18 protein-coding genes are annotated in these 16,069 nt (G+C 68.7%); 17 read left to right on the forward strand and 1 reads right to left on the reverse strand.

Annotated elements, in window-relative coordinates:
- Positions 1-76 precede the first annotated feature (76 nt).
- A complete protein-coding gene (locus ACHMXA_RS16095; RefSeq protein WP_395315774.1) occupies positions 77-1,519 on the reverse strand; it encodes an amidase family protein in 1,443 nt (480 codons plus the stop codon).
- A 138-nt stretch (positions 1,520-1,657) separates the two neighbouring features.
- Between ACHMXA_RS16095 and ACHMXA_RS16100 the strand changes: the two genes are divergently transcribed.
- The 17 genes from ACHMXA_RS16100 to ACHMXA_RS16180 all read left to right on the forward strand — a co-directional run bounded on the left by ACHMXA_RS16100 (position 1,658) and on the right by ACHMXA_RS16180 (position 15,956).
- Positions 1,658-2,665, forward strand: coding sequence for an ABC transporter substrate-binding protein (locus ACHMXA_RS16100; RefSeq protein ID WP_019658670.1), 1,008 nt, complete (start codon positions 1,658-1,660; stop codon positions 2,663-2,665).
- Between the two features lie 11 nt (positions 2,666-2,676).
- Positions 2,677-3,528 (forward strand): ABC transporter ATP-binding protein, encoded by an 852-nt coding sequence (locus ACHMXA_RS16105; protein ID WP_395315775.1) that lies wholly within the window; start codon positions 2,677-2,679, stop codon positions 3,526-3,528.
- Positions 3,525-4,283, forward strand: a complete 759-nt coding sequence (locus ACHMXA_RS16110; RefSeq protein WP_395315776.1) for an ABC transporter permease — start codon at positions 3,525-3,527, stop codon at positions 4,281-4,283. The genes ACHMXA_RS16105 and ACHMXA_RS16110 overlap by 4 nt, the downstream gene beginning before the upstream one ends.
- Positions 4,283-5,020 carry an ABC transporter permease gene (locus ACHMXA_RS16115; protein WP_395315777.1) on the forward strand — a complete coding sequence of 246 codons (738 nt, stop codon included), beginning with the start codon at positions 4,283-4,285 and terminating at the stop codon, positions 5,018-5,020. The genes ACHMXA_RS16110 and ACHMXA_RS16115 overlap by 1 nt, the downstream gene beginning before the upstream one ends.
- A complete protein-coding gene (locus ACHMXA_RS16120; RefSeq protein ID WP_395315778.1) occupies positions 5,020-5,790 on the forward strand; it encodes a class II aldolase/adducin family protein in 771 nt (256 codons plus the stop codon). Before ACHMXA_RS16115 ends, ACHMXA_RS16120 begins: the two co-directional genes overlap by 1 nt.
- A 47-nt stretch (positions 5,791-5,837) precedes the next feature.
- A complete protein-coding gene (locus tag ACHMXA_RS16125) occupies positions 5,838-6,677 on the forward strand; it encodes a TauD/TfdA dioxygenase family protein (RefSeq protein ID WP_395315779.1) in 840 nt (279 codons plus the stop codon).
- 67 nt (positions 6,678-6,744) lie between these two features.
- Positions 6,745-7,482: a GntR family transcriptional regulator gene (locus ACHMXA_RS16130; protein WP_176668879.1), complete on the forward strand. Its 738-nt coding sequence runs from the start codon at positions 6,745-6,747 to the stop codon at positions 7,480-7,482.
- A gap of 57 nt (positions 7,483-7,539) precedes the next feature.
- Complete coding sequence (locus ACHMXA_RS16135; protein ID WP_395315780.1) at positions 7,540-8,373, forward strand: SDR family oxidoreductase; 834 nt, start codon at positions 7,540-7,542, stop codon at positions 8,371-8,373.
- Entirely contained in the window at positions 8,370-9,545 is a 1,176-nt protein-coding gene (locus tag ACHMXA_RS16140) for a pyridoxal phosphate-dependent aminotransferase (protein ID WP_395315781.1), read from the forward strand. The genes ACHMXA_RS16135 and ACHMXA_RS16140 overlap by 4 nt, the downstream gene beginning before the upstream one ends.
- A 13-nt stretch (positions 9,546-9,558) precedes the next feature.
- A complete protein-coding gene (locus tag ACHMXA_RS16145) occupies positions 9,559-10,440 on the forward strand; it encodes an alpha/beta fold hydrolase (RefSeq protein ID WP_395315782.1) in 882 nt (293 codons plus the stop codon).
- Complete coding sequence (locus ACHMXA_RS16150) at positions 10,440-11,747, forward strand: Zn-dependent hydrolase (RefSeq protein ID WP_395315783.1); 1,308 nt, start codon at positions 10,440-10,442, stop codon at positions 11,745-11,747. The genes ACHMXA_RS16145 and ACHMXA_RS16150 overlap by 1 nt, the downstream gene beginning before the upstream one ends.
- Positions 11,744-12,682: a cupin domain-containing protein gene (locus tag ACHMXA_RS16155; protein ID WP_395315784.1), complete on the forward strand. Its 939-nt coding sequence runs from the start codon at positions 11,744-11,746 to the stop codon at positions 12,680-12,682. Before ACHMXA_RS16150 ends, ACHMXA_RS16155 begins: the two co-directional genes overlap by 4 nt.
- Positions 12,683-12,773: 91 nt before the next feature.
- Entirely contained in the window at positions 12,774-13,040 is a 267-nt protein-coding gene (locus ACHMXA_RS16160; RefSeq protein ID WP_395315785.1) for a hypothetical protein, read from the forward strand.
- Between the two features lie 175 nt (positions 13,041-13,215).
- Positions 13,216-13,476, forward strand: a complete 261-nt coding sequence (locus ACHMXA_RS16165; RefSeq protein ID WP_176668872.1) for a hypothetical protein — start codon at positions 13,216-13,218, stop codon at positions 13,474-13,476.
- Positions 13,477-13,563: 87 nt separating this feature from the next.
- Positions 13,564-13,761, forward strand: coding sequence for a hypothetical protein (locus ACHMXA_RS16170; protein WP_395315786.1), 198 nt, complete (start codon positions 13,564-13,566; stop codon positions 13,759-13,761).
- A 111-nt stretch (positions 13,762-13,872) separates the two neighbouring features.
- Positions 13,873-14,325, forward strand: a complete 453-nt coding sequence (locus tag ACHMXA_RS16175) for a hypothetical protein (protein ID WP_395315787.1) — start codon at positions 13,873-13,875, stop codon at positions 14,323-14,325.
- Between the two features lie 98 nt (positions 14,326-14,423).
- A complete protein-coding gene (locus ACHMXA_RS16180; RefSeq protein WP_395315788.1) occupies positions 14,424-15,956 on the forward strand; it encodes a diguanylate cyclase in 1,533 nt (510 codons plus the stop codon).
- The last annotated feature ends 113 nt before the right edge of the window (positions 15,957-16,069 follow it).

Here is a 16,069-nt window from a genome sequence, read left to right on the forward strand (position 1 = left end):
TTGAGCATCGCCGATCGTGTGCCATGGCGTGAAGGCCTGCCGCGCGAAGGAGCGTAGTGTTTTTGCGACGAGGGTTTCAGCGGCTTGCCAACTTTTCCACGGCGGGGGCGATTGGCGCCTTCGGCAGCACGGCTTCGATGCCGACGGCCAGTGCCAGCAGCGCCGGATCGGAGCCTTCCGCGCCGGTGATTTCCAGCCCCGCGGGCAGGCCGTCGAAGGCGAGTCCCATCGGCAGGCTCACTGCCGGCAGGCCCGCCATGCCGGCCGGCCCCGTGTTGCGGATGTAGGCCGCGAACGCACTGGTGGGGCGGCCGCACAGCGACACTTCCACGTCCTCGCCGATGCGCGCGGCGGTCAGCGGGCTGGTCGGGAAGACGAGGGCGGCGAGCCCGTGCCGGGCGAAGCAGTCGCGGTATGCCGCCTGCATGCGCGGGCGCAGGGTGTGCAGCGCGTGGGCATAGGCCTCCGGCGCGATGGCCGTGGCGCCGAAGAGGCGCTCGAAGAGCGGCCGCACGTCGGGGCTGACCACCGCGTCGGTGAGCGCGCGTGCGTCGAAGGGGCGATCGTGCCGCGCGAAGTAGGCAGCCAGCGCGGGCAGGATCTCGTGCAGCGAGATCGTCATCGACGCTTCGCGGAAGAGCGCGCCGGCCTCGGCCAGATCGCAGGGCACCAGAACGGCTCCGGCCTCGCGCAGCAGTTCGAGGCGCTCGCGGGCCAGTTGCGCCACGGGCGGATCGAGCTCCTCCCAGAAATAGGCTTCCGGCACGCCGAGGCGCACGCCCGCGAGCGGTGTCGGGCTCACTTGCAGCGGGCCGCCGGCCACCGCGTGGTCGACCAGCACGCAATCGTCGACGCAGCGCGCCATGACGCCGGCGGTGTCGAAGGTGGGCGAGATCGGCACCAGCCCGTCGTCGGGCCAGCGGTGCGTGGTCGGCCGGAAGCCCACCAGGCCGCACAACGCGGCCGGCACGCGCACCGAGCCGCCCGTGTCGGTGCCGATGGCCGCCGACGCGGCGTGCAGCCCCAGCAGCGCCGCATTGCCGCCGCTGGAGCCGCCGGTGATGCGCTCGGCGTCGAACGGATTGCGCGAGGGCCCGAAGCCGTGGTTGTGGCCGGTGACGCCCTGCGACCACTCGTGCAGGTTCGTCTTGCCGAGTACCAGCGCGCCCGCGTCAAGCAGCCGCTGCGTCACGCCGGCGTGGATGCGCGGGCGGTGGTCCGCCATCCACGGGCTGCCGGCCGTGGTCGGCATGCCGGCGACGTCGATGTTGTCCTTGAAGGCGAGCGGCACGCCATATAGAGGCAGCGTTCCCGGCGAGGGGCGAGGTGCGGCATCGAGTTCGGCGGCCGCGGTGCGGAGGGCTTCGGGGTCCAGGTGGAGCAGGGCGCCGTAGGGGGCGGTGGCATCCGCGCGCTCCAGCAGCGCCTGTGCGTAGTCGGCGGCTCGAAGTTCGCCGCGCGACATCAGCCCGGCAGCCTCGCGGGCGGAAAGATCGGTCAGCGCATGGATTCGGTTCATGAGGGGCTCGAAGTGGGGCAGAAGCTGCACTCGGGTGCATGTTTTGGGCCAATTCACGCTTCCAGCGCCAAAAAACAGGCCAAAACAACATGGCATGGATACTGCTTTAAGAGTTTTTTGTATTCACTAGGCCGTCCAATGTCTTTCAAGTCCTTGCGTATCCTGGCCGCCGTCGCAACGTCGATGGCTCTTCTGGCGGGCATGCCCGCGTCCGCCGCCGAGAAGGTCTCGCTGCGCCTCAAATGGCTGGCGCAGGCGCAGTTCGCCGGTTTCTACGTGGCCAAGGCCAAGGGCTTCTATGACCAGGCCGGGCTCGACCTGACGATCAACCCGGGCGGTCCCAACCTGAACGTCGAGACGCTGGTCGCCTCGGGCAACGACACCTTCGGCCTTGCCGGCGGCACCGAGACCGTGCTGCTCGCCCGCGAGAAGGGCCTGCCGCTGGTGTGCATCGGCGTGACAGTGCAGAACACGCCCTTCACCTACGTGACCTACAAGGATTCCGGCATCACCAAGGTGAAGGATTTCGCGGGCAAGAAGGTCGCGACCTGGTTCACCGGCACGCAGTACACGCTGTACTCGATGCTCGCTTCGGCCGGCGTGAAGCAGAGCGACCTGACCATCGTTCCCCAGTCGGGCTCCATGGCGCCCTTCGTCGAGAAGCAGTTCGACGTGGCCGCCGCCACCTACTACAACGAGCTCAATACGCTGAAGGAGCAGGGCCTGGGCGACAAGCTCACCCTCATCAAGCCCGACGACTACGGCGTGGTGGTGCAGCAGGACACGGTGCTCGTGTCCGAGAAGTATCGCAACGAGAAGCCGCAGCAGGTGCAGGCCTTCCTCACGGCCACCATCAAGGGCTGGAAGTACGCGCTGCAGAACAAGAAGGAAGCCATCGACATCGTCATGGCCGCGGCCCCCAGCCTCAACCGCGCGCACCAGGAAGCCATGCTCGACGAGTTCGAGAAGCTCGTGAAGGCCGGCAAGGGCACCACCGATGGCATCCTCGCCATCGACCTGCCCACCGTCGAGAAGATGCAGACCCAGCTCGTGGGCTACAAGGCGCTGAAGGCCCCGGCGGATCTGTCGAAAGCCTACGACCCCAGCTTCTGGACGCAGGTGCCCGTGGCCGACAAGAAGTTCTGAGCCGCCGCGCCATGAAGTTCATGCCTCACGAAGTGATGCCGCCGGTGGCAGCCGACACGGCGCCGCCCATGCTCGAACTGGTCAACGTGTGGAAGCGCTTCGGCGACGCGCAGGCGCGCACCGTCGCGGTGTCCAGCGTCAACCTGCGCATCGCCAAGGGCGAGTTCGTCACGCTCGTGGGGCCCTCGGGTTGCGGCAAGTCGACGCTCTTCAACATGATCGCCGGGCTGCTGCCGCCCGACGACGACGGCTCGCTGCTGTTCGGCGGTGCGCCGCAGCGCGACGGCCAGCTGCTGGGCAAGGTGTCGTTCATGCCGCAGCGCGACTTGCTGTTTCCGTGGCGCACCGTGCTCGACAACGCCATCCTCGCGCTCGAGGTGGAAGGCGTGCCGCGCAAGGAGGCGCGAGAGCGGGCGCGCGCGATGCTGCCGGAGTTCGGCCTGGCGGGTTTCGCTGGGCACTACCCGCACCAGCTCTCGGGCGGCATGCGCCAGCGCGTGGCCCTGATGCGCACCTTCCTGTTCGAGCGCGACCTGATGCTGCTCGACGAACCCTTCGGCGCGTTGGACGCGCTCACGCGCAGCCGCATGCAGCACTGGCTGCTCGACATCTGGGCGCGCCACCGGCGCACCGTGCTCTTCATCACGCACGACATCGACGAGGCCATCGTGCTGGGCGACCGCGTGCTGGTGATGAGCGCGCGCCCCGGCACGGTGAAGAGCGAGACCGTGATCGACCTGCCGCGCCCGCGCGACCCGTCGGTGGTGCTGACGCCGGAGTTCATCCGCATCAAGCAACGCCTGCTGGCGGAGATCGAGGAAGAAAGCCGCAAGACCTTCGCGCAGGAGGGCACCGCCTCGTGAACGATTTCCTGCAGCGCGCAGTGCGCTCGCCCGCGCTGGCCTTCGTCGGCCTGGCGCTGGCGTGGGAGGTCTGCGTGCATGCCTTCGCGCCGTCGCCGCGCTACCTGCCGGCGCTCAGCGCCATCGCGCAGGACGCATGGTCGGTGTGGCCCCAGCTCGCGCGCGGCTTCGGCCGCACGCTGCTGGAGACCGTGCTCGGCTTCGCGATGGGCGCGCTGTTCGGCTGCGCCTGCGGCACGGTGTTCACCTATTCGCGCTGGATGGAGCGCTCGGTGTTCCCGCTGTTCGTGGTGTCGCAGACGGTGCCGGTGGTGGCCTTCGGCGCGCTCATCGTCATCTGGTTCGGCAACTCGCTGCTGGCCAAGGTGATGACCGCCTTCTTCCTGACCTTCTTCCCGGTGACTGTGAACACGCTGCGCGGGCTGAAGTCGTGCGACCCGCAGCGCATCGCGCTGATGAAGAGCTTCGGCGCCGGCCGCTTCGTGATGTTCTTCAAGCTGGCCGTGCCGTCGGCGCTGCCGCAGGTGATGGTCGGGCTGCGCGTGGCCATCGGGCTGAGCCTGATCGGCTCGGTGGTGGGCGAGTGGTTCGGCGAGACCGTGGGCCTGGGCGTGATGCTCATGGAGGCGATGAACGCCGACCTCGTGGTGCGCCTGTGGGTGGTGATGTTCGCCTGCGGGCTGATGGGTGCGCTGCTCTACGGGCTGCTCGCCTTCGTGGAAAGGAGGCTCGTATGGTGGCGCAGCGAAAGCTGATGGCATCGCCTGTAGCGCCGGTGCTGCTGGGCATTGCCGTGCTGCTGGCAGTGTGGGAGGGCGCGATATGGCTCTTCGGCATTCCGCCCTTCGTGCTGCCCAGCCTGGGCACGATCGTGCAGCACGCCTTCACGGACACCGGCCGCCTGACGGGCGCGCTGCTGGCCACGCTGGGCGAGGCGCTCGGCGGTTATGCGCTGGGCGGCCTGCTCGGGCTGATGCTGGCCGTGGTGCTGCTGCTGGCGCCGCCGCTCGAACGCATCGTGATGCCGCTGGCGGTGGCGGTGAACGCGGTGCCCACGGTGGCCTATGCGCCGCTCTTCCTGATCTGGTTCGGCCTCGGTGCCGCCTCGAAGATCGCGCTGGTGGCGCTGGCGGTCGGCTTCACCATGCTGGTGAATGCGCTGCACGGCCTGAAGCAGGCCGACCTCGCGGCGGTCAACCTGATGCGCAGCTTCGGGGCGGGGCAGCTGAAGATCGTCTGGCGCCTGCGCCTGCCGGTGGCCATGCCCTCGGTGGTCACGGCCCTGCGCATCGGCGTGCCGCGCAGCATGATCGTTGCGATCGTCGGCGAGATGCTGGGTGCCTATGCGGGGCTGGGGCGAATGATCTATGAATCGACGCAGCAGGTCGACCTGCTGAGCGTGTGGTCGGCGGTGCTCGTGGCATCGCTGGCGAGCATGGTCTTCTACGGTCTGCTCGTGTGGATCGACCAGAAATTGGTGTGGTGGAGATGATGACGAAAGCGAATCCCGCGGCGTACCCCGAGACCGAAGCCGAACTGCGCGTGCAGCTCGCCGCCTGCTACCGGCTGGTGGCGCACTTCGGCATGGACGACCTGATCTACAACCACATCTCCGCGCGCGTGCCGGGGCCGGAGCACCACTTCCTCATCAACCCCTACGGGCTGCTGTTCTCGGAAGTGACGGCCTCTTCGCTGGTGAAGATCGACCTGAACGGCAACAAGGTGGACGACACCGACGCCGAGGTCAACCGTGCCGGTTTCGTGATCCACAGCGCGATCCACGCGGGGCGCTCCGACGCGCTGTGCGTGCTGCACACGCACTCGGAAGCCGGCACTGCCATCGCCGCCATGCCCAATGGTCTCTCGCCGCTGAGCCAGTTCGCGATGCGCTACCAGGGCCACACCGCCTTCCACGACTACGAGGGCGTGGCGCTGGAGACCGGCGAGCGCGAGCGGCTGGTGCGCGACCTGGGCCCGCACCACACGCTGGTGCTTCGCAACCACGGCATCCTGACCGTGGGCCGCACCATCCCCGAGGCTTTCATCCTCATGTACTACTTCGAGAAGGCAGCCAAGGTGCAACTGCTCGCGCAGGGCGGAGTGGCGCCCGGCGAATCGCTGGTGTACCCGCAGCCTGAGGTGAGCGAACTGGCCGCGCGCCAGTTCACCGAATTCGCGGGCGACATCCTGCCGCCCGGCACGCGCGAATGGCCTGCGTTCCTGCGCATGCTGGAGCGCACCCAGCCCGACTACCGGCTCTGATCGCCGGCAACTTCCTTCCTGTTCATCCCCAGAGACACATCCCGACCATGCAACTCGAGAACCTCACCTCTTTCATCGGCACCGAAGTCAAGGGGCTAGACCTGCGCGAGCCCGTGAGCGACGCCGACTTCGCGGTGCTGCGCGACACGCTCAACCAGCGCTCGGTGCTGCTGTTTCGCGGCCAGCAAATCAACGAATCGCAGCACGTGGCCTTCTCGCGCCGCTTCGGGCCGCTGCTGGGCCACGTGCTCACGCAGTTCCTGAAGAAGGAGCACCCGGAGGTCTACGTGCTGTCGAACGTGTCGGAGAACGGCAAGCCCATCGGCAACCACAAGGAAGGCTGGAACTGGCATTCCGACCTCTCGTACAAGGCGGAGCCTTCCATGGGCGCGCTGCTCTATGCGCTCGAAGTGCCGCCGGTGGAAGGCGACACCTTCTTCGCGTCGATGCACGCCGCCTACGACGCGCTCGACGACGACATGAAGGCGCGCATCCGCCATCTCACCGCCACTCACAGCTACGCCAACTACTACGGCAAGGCCTTCGCCGACCGCAACCCGCTCACCCCCGAGCAGCTGGCCGCCACGCCCGACGTGGTGCACCCGCTGGTGCGCACGCACCCCGAGACCGGCCGCCTCTCGCTCTACGTGGGCGAGGACGTGGTCAAGCAGATCGACGGCCTGCCCGCCGAGGAGAGCGCGGCGCTGCTGGCCGAGCTGAACGCACACGCCATCTCGCCTGAGTTCAGCTACCGCCACAAGTGGCTCGCGGGCGACCTGCTGGTGTGGGACAACCGCTGCACCATGCACCGCGCCACGCCCTATGACGACCAGGTCTATCGCCGCGTGATGCACCGCACCACGGTGGCCGGAGACCGCCCGTTCTGAAACCGCCCAGGGCGCGGCGTGCTGGAAATGCACCGACAAAGACAAACACAACAAGGAAGGCAAGAACATGGAACCCGATGAACCCGAGATGACCGCCGACACTTCGGCGCCGCGCGCACGCGAGCGCCAGCGCGGCAAGGGCGCGACGCTGTCCGACGAGCTGAAGGACACGCTGGAGGACCTGATCGTCAGCGGCGTGCTCAAGCCCGGCGCACGGCTCGACGAGGCCGAGCTGGCCGATCGCTTCAAGGTGTCGCGCACGCCGGTTCGCGAGGCGCTGAAAGCGCTGGCCGCCACCGGGCTCGTCGACCTGCGCAGCCGCCAGGGCGGCGTGTGCGTGGCGCGCATCTCGCTGCCCATGCTCATCGAGATGTTCCAGATGATGGCGGTGATGGAAGGCCTGTGCGCCAAGTTCGCCGCGCGCCGCGCCACCGAGGCGCAGAAGCAGCGCATGGGCCAGCTGCACGACGACCTGACGAGCATCCTCGCCTCGGGCGACCACTCGCGCTTCTATGACGTGAACCAGGACTTCCACGACGCGCTGTACGAAGCCTCCAACACGCACTACCTCGCCGAGCAGACGCGCGCGCTGCGCAAGCGGGTGCGCGTGTACCGCCGCTACGTGACCTTCCAGCCCGGGCGCATGAGCGCCACCATCGGCGAGCACGGCGCCATCCTCGACGCCATCCGGCGCAACGACCCGGGCGCCGCGTTCAACGCCGCCATCGACCACGTGAGCCTGCTCGAGGACGACATCGTCGACCTGATCGCCGCGCTGTCCGAGCAGGACGCGGGCGTCGCCTGAGGCTTCTTTTCTTCCTTCTTCCATTTCCGATCGCATTCCCGCATCCCAGGACAACCCATGAAACTCGAACTCGAAGGCAAGACCGTACTCATCACCGGTGCCTCCAAGGGCATCGGCCTCGCGGCCGCCCACTCGTTCGCGGCCGAAGGCTGCCATCTGCAACTCGCCGCGCGCGACGGCGTCGCCCTCGCAGCGGCCAAGGAGGAGATCGAGAAGCTCCATCCGATCAATGTGCGCATCCACCCGATGGACCTGGCTGCCCCCGGCGCCATGGCGCAGTTGGCCGAGGCGGCCGGCCACGTCGACATCCTCGTGAACAACGCGGGCGACATTCCCGCGGGCCCGATCGAGTCGCTCGACTTCACGGTGGTGCGCCGCGGCTTCCAGCTCAAGGTGCTGGGCTACATGGAGCTCAGCCAGATCTACTACGCGCGCATGAAGGCCGCGGGCGGCGGCGTGATCGTGAACGACATCGGCAACTCCGGCGAGAACTGGGACGCCAACTACATCGCCGGCTCCACCGGCAACGCGGCCGTGATGGCCTTCACGCGCGCGCTCGGCGGCGTGAGCCTGGACGACGGCATCCGCGTGGTCGGCGTGAACCCCGGCCCGGTCGCCACCGATCGCATGGTCAAGCTGATGAAGCGCCGCGCCCTCGATACCCACGGCGACGAAGGCCGTTGGGAGGAGCTGTTCGACAACTACCCGGGCGGGCGCCCGGCCACGCCGCAGGAGGTGGCCGAGCTGATGGTGTTCCTGGCCTCGCCGCGCGCGGGCTACATCACGGGCACGGTGGTGACCATCGACGGCGGCATCGCCGCGCGCGGCTCGATCATCAAGACCAGCAAGAAGGCCATGGCAGCCGAGCAGGCGCAAAGGCTCGCTGCATGAACGCGGCCCTGAACCCCGCCGCCGCGGTGCCGGCCGTGACGAGCGACGCCGAAACCCGCAACCGGTACTTCGACCGGCTGTTCACCAACCCCGAGCTGATGTGGCTGGGCCAGAACACCAACCACTTTCCGCTTCACCCGGCCGTGCGCAAGGCGCTGCACGATGCCATCGACGACGAGAGCTTCCACGCCTACGCGCCGCCGCTGGGCATGGAGGCGCTGCGCTCGGCCATCGTGGCCGACCTCGGCGTGCCCGACCAGTCGGCCGTGGTGACCGACGGCGCGGTGTCGGCGCTCGCGCTGGCCTGCCGTGCCTTCTGCGTGGCGGGCAAGGGCTTCGTCACCACCGACCCCGGCTGGAAGTGGCCGCTGCAATTCGCGGCCAAGGCGGGCTCGGCGATCACCGAGATTCCGATCTACGGGCCGGAGCACGGCTTCAAGCTCTCGGCCGATGCGCTGGCCGCGTCGACCGATGCGAACACCGCCGTCATCTACCTCGTGGACCCGAACAACCCGCTGGGCACCACCTACACCGAGGACGAGATCCGCGCCTTCGCCGAGCGCGCGCGCGAGATCGGCGCCATCCTCATCCACGACTGCACCTACCGCGACTTCGCCGACAGCCACACGCTGGCCTCGCGCTTCTACCCGGAAGGCACCGTGACCATCGTGAGCTTCTCGAAGTGGCTCGGACTCGCGGGCCTGCGCCTCGGCGCGCTGGTGGCTTCGCCGGAACTGCTCGCGCGCATCCTGCCGCACTCGCAGGCGCCGCTGGGCGCGAGCGTGCTGGCGCAGCGCGCGGCCATCGCGGGCCTGTCGGTCAAGGCCGAGTGGATGGCCGAGGTGATCGCGCAGCAGCGCGAGAACCAGCGGATGATCGTCGACGCCTTCGCGAAGCTGCCGGGCTTCGAGGTGCCGGTGTTCCCGTCGCAGGCCAACTTCATCGTGGTCGAGTGCAGCAAGGCAGGCGTGACGCCCGAGGCGCTGGTCACCGCGCTCGGGGAGCACGACATCATGGTGCGGCAGGGCACGTACCACACGCCCCGCTTCGGCCATCGCTTCGTGAAGATATCCACCACCGTACCCAGGGCCTGGGCTCAGGCGCTGTGCGACGTGCTGCCGCAGGCGGTGGAGCGCGCGCGCAGCCTGCCGGCGACGGCGGCGCTGTTCTGAGGAGGATGCGACGATGAGTTTCGCGACCACCCCCGACGGCGTTCGCCTCTACTACGAGACCGTCGGCAGCGGCACGCCGATCGTGTTCGTGCACGAGTTCGGCGGCGACCACCGCAGCTGGGAGCCGCAGATGCGCTACTTCGCGCGGCGCCACCAGTGCGTGACCTTCGGCGCGCGCGGCTATCCGCCTTCGGACGTGCCGGCCGACGTGGAGCGCTATTCGCAGGCCATCGCGGCCGACGACATCGTGGCCGTGATGGACGCGCTGGGCCTTGCGCGCGCGCACATCGTGGGGCTGTCGATGGGCGGCTTCGCGACGCTGCACTTCGGCCTTCGGCATGCGAAGCGGGCCTCGTCGCTGGTGATTGCCGGCGCGGGCTACGGCGCCGAGAAGGAACACGAGGAGTACTTCCGCGGCGTCTCGCTCGAGGTGGCCAGGCAGTTCGAGGCGCAGGGCTCCGAGAAATTCGCCCGCACCTACTCGCTGGGCGCGAGCCGCGTGCAGTTCCAGAACAAGGACCCGCGCGGCTGGCAGGAATTCGCGACCTGGCTGGGCCAGCACGATGCCGTTGGCGCGGCCAACACCATGCGCGGCGTGCAGGCGCGGCGCCCCTCGATCTACGACCTGGAAGGCGACCTGCGCGCGATGGCCGTGCCCTCGCTCGTGGTGGTCGGCGACGAGGACGATCATTGCCTTCAGCCCGGCATCTTCCTCAAGAAGACGCTGCCGGCCTGCGGCCTCGCCGTGATGCCCAAGACCGGCCACACGCTCAACCTGGAAGAGCCCGCCGCGTTCAACGCCTTGCTGGCCGAATTCTTCGCCCAGGTCGAGGCCGGCCAGTGGAAGCCGCGCGATCCGCGCGCGCTGTCCGGCCAGATCATGAAGACCGACTGATGAGCGCGGCAACCGCCTCCGCCGCCACCCCCGCTGTCGCCGCCGCCGAGGGGCGGGGCATCTGGCGCATCGACGCCGACCGGCTGTGGGACCGGCTCATGGCGCTCGCCCGCATCGGCGCCACGCCTGGCGGCGGCGTGAACCGGCAGGCGCTGAGCGCGGAAGAGATCGCGTCATGGCACGCGATGATCGGCTGGGCGCTGTCGGCCGGGCTGGAGCCGTCGACCGACGCGGCGGGCAATCTCTTCATCGCGCTGCCGGGTGCCGACCGCGACGCACCGCCAGTGCTCGCGGGCAGCCATCTCGACAGCCAGCCCGGAGGCGGGCGTTTCGACGGCGTGTACGGCGTGGTCGCGGCGCTGGAGGTGCTGACCACGCTGGCCGGGCGCGGCGTACGTCCGCCGGTGGACATCGTCTGCGTGGCGTGGATGAACGAAGAGGGCTCGCGCTTCGCGCCGGGCATGATGGGCTCGGAAGCCTTTGCCGGCGTGCGCAGCCTGCAGGCCGTGCGCGAGGTGCGCGATGCCGAGGGCGTCGCGGTCGGCGACGCGCTCGATGCGCTGCATGCGGCTTTTCCGGAACTGCGCCGGCGCCCGCTGGGCTTTCCGGTGGCGGCCTATGTCGAGGCGCACATCGAGCAGGGGCCGCTGCTGGAGGCGCACGAACGCGTGATCGGCGTGGTCACCGGCATCCAGGGCAAGAAGACATTCGATGTCGTGATCGAAGGCGAGCGCGGCCACGCCGGCACGCTCGCGATGGCGGACCGGCGCGACGCGCTCGCGGCCTTCTCGCGCGTCGCGACGGCGCTCTACGCCGAGATCGGCGGTCATGACGAGGCGGTGAAGTTCACCATCGGCCGGCTGCAGGTGGAGCCCAACGCGCCCTCGGTGGTGCCCGAGCGGGTGGCGCTGCGCGTCGACCTGCGACATCCCGACAACGCGGTGCTCGACCGTCTGGGAAAGCGGTTGGTCGAACTGTGCGAGTCGCTCGCCGCGCCGTGCCAGGCGAGCGTGACGGCCCTGGTCGATGCCCCGTCCAACGGCTTCGACGCGAAGCTGCAGCGGGCGATCGCGGAGGCCGCCGAGCGCATCGGGCAGACGCACATGCCCATTCTCTCGGCCGCCGGCCACGACGCGCGCCACCTGGCGCCGCTGTGTCCCAGCGCGATGATCTTCATTCCCTGCCGCGACGGCGTGAGCCATGCGGAACACGAGTGGGCCGAGCCCGCGCACGTGGCGGCCGGGGCGAACGTGCTGCTGCGCGTGCTGTTGCCCTATGCCAGGGGCGGAATGGGCGACGAGGCATGAATGCCGCCGCCGCCGTCGACATGGCCGACCTGCCCATGCAGCACCCGCGCGCGCCGGCCAGCGCGGCGCAGGCCAGGGCGCGTTTCTTCAACTCCGGCAACGCCTTCAACGTGAAGCTGCCCGAGGTGCCCGCGCGGCTCTTCGCGCCGCCTCCGCAGGGGCACCATGGCGTCTTCGACTGCGACCAGTCGCGCGCGCTCGACTGCGGCTTTCCGGCCACCACGCCGCTGATGCTCGCGCGCTACGTGCGCATCGCCGCCCGCGATGCGCTGCTGCCGCTGGATGTGCGCGCCACCGGGTCGGTCTGGTACGTGATTTCCGGAAGCGGCAGGCTGGCGGGGGCGGCCGACGGTTTCGCCTTCGGCCCGGGCGACGTGTTCCTGCTGCCCGGCGCATCGGGCTACCGCATCGAAGCGGGCGCCGAGGGCGCGCTGCTGTGGACGGTCGGCAACGAGCCGCAGCTGGCCTTCGAGCGTGCGCAGCCGGCGCCGGTCGACGAGGCGACCATCGATGTCGTGCACTATCCGGCCGCGGAGATCGAGCGCCAGTTCGAGCTGATGTTCTCTTGCGCCACGCGCGACGAGACCTCCGGCCGCGCGCTGATCTTCTCGTCCGACCGCCAGGCCGCCGCGCGCAACCTCACGCCCACGCTGACGCTGAGCTTCAACACCCTGGAGCCGCACACGCACCAGCGCACCCATCGCCACAACTCGGCCGCGGTGACGCTGGTGGTGCAGGGCGAGGGCTGCCACTCGGTGGTGGCCGACGCGGTGTGCCCCTGGACGCCGTGGGCCACGCTGGTCACGCCGCCCGGCGCGCCGCATTCGCATCACAACGCCGGCCCGCGTGGCGCACGCTTCCTGATCGTGCAGGACGGCGGTCTGCACTATCACGCGCGGACGATGGGATTCGAATTCCTCGAGGCCATCGGCTGAGCAGCGCCTGCCTGCGACGAGCGCGGGCAGGGAAGCAGAACGTTCACGCCCGCTTCTTCGGGCTGTCATTCGGGCGCGCCACCATGCGCGCATGGCCGGCCAACTCATCTCCATCGCACTGACCGTAGAACAACACGAGGCGGGCGACTATTTCTGGGTGCTGCTGGAATCCTTCGACAACTCGATGGAGTTCGAGCCGCTGATGGAAGCCGCCACCGGATTCGCCACCTACGCCGACGCCCTGCAGGCGGGCTACGTCGTGCTGAAGGGCCTCTCCGAAGACCTGAACGTCGGGCCCCGCGAAGAGGCCGGCGACCTGATCTCCACCACGGAAACCGCACTCGGCAACGCCCGCTGAGAAGCCACGGGCTGCCCGCCGGAATGCCCGGCGGCTGTCAGCGGGGATCGGTCCCGGCTGACATGCGCTCCACGGACCTCCGACGAGATTGAGCCTTCCGGTCATCGACGTTGCCCCAGCCACGGGGGCCATGGCAATGCTCTCGACCCCAGCGACAACAGGTCAGGGAGTGCGCATGGTTGAGTATTTCAGGGTAGGTCTTCCGTACATCCGCATCCGCTTCAGGGTGCCTGCACGCCGCGGCGGCAGGGTCGAACTGCAGGGCCGCTTCGGAGTCATCACCGGTGCGAGCGGCGAGCACCTGCTGGTTCGCTTCGATGGAGAGTCAGCGGCCTCCATCGTTCATCCGGTGGAGGCCAACTATGTGGAGGCGGGGGAGGCGATCGAGCCGCCACGCGACCTGGGCGAGGGTAAAAGGCCCCCGCCGGCGGAGTAGGGCCGGCGATGCATTGAGGGTAAGTCCCTGCAACTTTTGTCTACAGCAGAGCTATCTTGAACTTGTGACCAACTGCTGGAGACGATCATGTTGATGGTTACAAAAGTGGCGGCGGTCAGCATGACTGCCATCGTCATGGGCGGCACGCCTTCGCCGGGCAGCGACCCCACAGGCTTCTCGTTCGTCACGTCGCCGGTCGCGGCCGTGCAGCCGTCTCCAGGCCTGCCGAGCCAGCCCTGCGTGAACGGGTGCAACGTCTGGCGGATGATCCACGAGCGCCGTTGAATCGGCCGCTCCTGCCGTTTGCAGGCTGGTTAATGGTTGCCAAAGACTGTATATTCGTACAGTCTTTGGCTGCAAGCCCAGTCGGCGCCCCGTGCGCCTGGGCGATGAACCATGAACCAGTTCGAGCTTTTCTTCCCGAGGGCTGCGGTGGCAGCCTTGCCTGTTTCCATGCCCCAGCCGCATTTGCCGCCATTACCGCGGTTGCCGGCGGAGCCGCCGTTTCCGCAGACGGCGCACGAGGAGCCGTTCCGGTTCGAAGATGTCGAAGTCGAGGCGCGCGTCGCCTACACCGTGCGGCTCGCGGACTATTCGCATCCGGCAGCCGATGCCGTGAAAGTCGCCGAGCAGCGCTTCCGGCGCGAGCTCGACCGGCAGCTTGGCGACGACGTCGTCGAGGCGCTGCGCGCATTCCAGAACGCGAGCGAGTCGAGCGAAAGCGACCTCTCGAAGGCCGAGATCGCCATGGCCAGGCGCTGGGCCAAGGCCTACGACGCGGCGCGCACCGCGGGCTTTCGCGACCTGGGTGAAACCGACGAGGCCTTCTTCGACGTGCGGCCTGTCTGAGCCGTGTGGCCGACGGCCACGCCGGATTGCTGCGAATCCGGCCGGAGATGTGTCAAAGTGCGCAAGGCGCCCAGACATCATTGTTCCGAAAGCAGGCAGTGTTTCGTCGACCATCCATCACCTTCCGGACGACGGCCTTCGTCGCCGTCGTCTGCCTCGCCCTCGTGGCGCTCGACTTCCTGAACAGCTGGCATTCGCGCGCGGTCCAGCTCAAGCAGATGAGCGTTGCCACGTCGAATCTCGCGCGGGCGATGGCGCAGCAAGCGGACGACACGATCAAGCAGGCCGATACCGCGCTGATCGGCATCGTCGAGCGCATCCAGCACGACGGCACGGGGCCCGCGGCCCTCGACCGGCTCCACAGGCTGCTGGCGATGCGGGTGGCCGAACTCCCGCAGCTCGACGCGCTTCACGTCTACGACAAGGACGGAAACTGGATCGTCAATTCCCGGCAGGAGTCGCCGCAGAACCTGAACAACGCGCTGCGCGAGTACTTCGTCTTCCATCGCGAGCACACGCAGCGCGGCCCGCACATCGGCGTGCCGGTGAAGAGCCGGACCAACGGCAAGCTGCTCATACCCGTCTCGCGGCGCATCGACAACCCCGACGGCAGCTTCGGCGGGGTGGCGCTCGCGACGATGGACGTCGAGTTCTTCGGCAAGTTCTACGACAGCCTCGACATCGGCGAAGCCGGCGCCGTGGCGCTGATCCTCGAGAGCGGGACGATGATGACCCGCCGGCCCTTCAGCGTCGACTCGGTCGGGCGGAACATGCGCGACACCGGGCTTTTCCGCGCGTACACGACCCAGGGGCCGGTCGGCACGGCCGAGATCCTGTCGGCGCAGGACGGCATCACGCGCCTGAACAGCTTCCGGCGCCTTGCCAACTATCCGCTGTTCGCCGCGGCGGCTCTCTCCAAGGACGAGATCCTGGCCGCCTGGTGGCAGGAGACGCTCTGGCACACCGGCGGGGTCATCCTGCTGACGTCGATCGTCGGCTTCGTGGGCTGGCGGCTGATCAGGCAGATGGAGCTGCAGAACAAGACCGAGGCCGAGCTGCGGCGCGCGCGCGACGCCCTGGAGACGCTCAACAAGACCCTGAACACCCTCGCCATGGAAGACGGCCTCACGGGCCTGGCGAACCGCCGGCAGTTCGACGTGACGCTGGACAGCGAATTCAGCCGCGCCATGCGGGACGCGAGCACGCTGGCGCTGATATTGATCGATGTCGACTGCTTCAAGCAGTACAACGACATCTACGGCCACGCGGCCGGCGACGAGTGCCTGCAGACGATCGGGCGCACCATCGCAAGCCTCGCGGCCCGGCGCCCGGGCGATCTGGCCGCGCGCTACGGCGGGGAAGAACTGGCCGTGATCCTGCCGAAGACCGACGTGGCCGCCGCCGCCGTCCTCGCGGAAAAGATCCGCAGCGCGGTTCGCGACCTGAAGATCGTGCATGCCGGCATGCCCGAGGGCTTCGTGACCCTGAGCGCTGGTGTGGACGCCCTCAGCCCCGCCAAGACCACGAGCCCGCCGAAGGAACTGATCCTGTCCGCCGACAGGGCGCTCTACGCGGCCAAGATGGCGGGCCGCAACCGCGTCTGCACGGCCATGCATCCGACGCAGACATGAGCGGGGGCTCGCGCGGCTGCGGCGCCGCACAGGAGCGATACGCGCAAAGCGCATAAGCAAGCGCGATAAGCGGATTTCCCTCCGCACCGCATCACGGGCAAGACTCGAAGGCC

Origin of the sequence: Variovorax sp. UC74_104 (assembly GCF_044055375.1) — a bacterium.
In the GTDB taxonomy this organism is placed as follows: domain Bacteria; phylum Pseudomonadota; class Gammaproteobacteria; order Burkholderiales; family Burkholderiaceae_C; genus Variovorax.

What these genes read in the sequence shown, in the direction of transcription:
- ACHMXA_RS16095 (WP_395315774.1), bottom strand. Translation starts at nt 1,519, where the DNA reads ATGAACCGAATCCATGCGCTGACCGATCTTTCCGCCCGCGAGGCTGCC.
- ACHMXA_RS16100 (WP_019658670.1), top strand. Translation starts at nt 1,658, where the DNA reads ATGTCTTTCAAGTCCTTGCGTATCCTGGCCGCCGTCGCAACGTCGATG.
- ACHMXA_RS16105 (WP_395315775.1), top strand. Translation starts at nt 2,677, where the DNA reads ATGAAGTTCATGCCTCACGAAGTGATGCCGCCGGTGGCAGCCGACACG.
- ACHMXA_RS16115 (WP_395315777.1), top strand. Translation starts at nt 4,283, where the DNA reads ATGGCATCGCCTGTAGCGCCGGTGCTGCTGGGCATTGCCGTGCTGCTG.
- ACHMXA_RS16120 (WP_395315778.1), top strand. Translation starts at nt 5,020, where the DNA reads ATGACGAAAGCGAATCCCGCGGCGTACCCCGAGACCGAAGCCGAACTG.
- ACHMXA_RS16125 (WP_395315779.1), top strand. Translation starts at nt 5,838, where the DNA reads ATGCAACTCGAGAACCTCACCTCTTTCATCGGCACCGAAGTCAAGGGG.
- ACHMXA_RS16130 (WP_176668879.1), top strand. Translation starts at nt 6,745, where the DNA reads ATGGAACCCGATGAACCCGAGATGACCGCCGACACTTCGGCGCCGCGC.
- ACHMXA_RS16135 (WP_395315780.1), top strand. Translation starts at nt 7,540, where the DNA reads ATGAAACTCGAACTCGAAGGCAAGACCGTACTCATCACCGGTGCCTCC.
- ACHMXA_RS16140 (WP_395315781.1), top strand. Translation starts at nt 8,370, where the DNA reads ATGAACGCGGCCCTGAACCCCGCCGCCGCGGTGCCGGCCGTGACGAGC.
- ACHMXA_RS16145 (WP_395315782.1), top strand. Translation starts at nt 9,559, where the DNA reads ATGAGTTTCGCGACCACCCCCGACGGCGTTCGCCTCTACTACGAGACC.
- ACHMXA_RS16150 (WP_395315783.1), top strand. Translation starts at nt 10,440, where the DNA reads ATGAGCGCGGCAACCGCCTCCGCCGCCACCCCCGCTGTCGCCGCCGCC.
- ACHMXA_RS16155 (WP_395315784.1), top strand. Translation starts at nt 11,744, where the DNA reads ATGAATGCCGCCGCCGCCGTCGACATGGCCGACCTGCCCATGCAGCAC.
- ACHMXA_RS16160 (WP_395315785.1), top strand. Translation starts at nt 12,774, where the DNA reads ATGGCCGGCCAACTCATCTCCATCGCACTGACCGTAGAACAACACGAG.
- ACHMXA_RS16165 (WP_176668872.1), top strand. Translation starts at nt 13,216, where the DNA reads ATGGTTGAGTATTTCAGGGTAGGTCTTCCGTACATCCGCATCCGCTTC.
- ACHMXA_RS16170 (WP_395315786.1), top strand. Translation starts at nt 13,564, where the DNA reads ATGTTGATGGTTACAAAAGTGGCGGCGGTCAGCATGACTGCCATCGTC.
- ACHMXA_RS16175 (WP_395315787.1), top strand. Translation starts at nt 13,873, where the DNA reads ATGAACCAGTTCGAGCTTTTCTTCCCGAGGGCTGCGGTGGCAGCCTTG.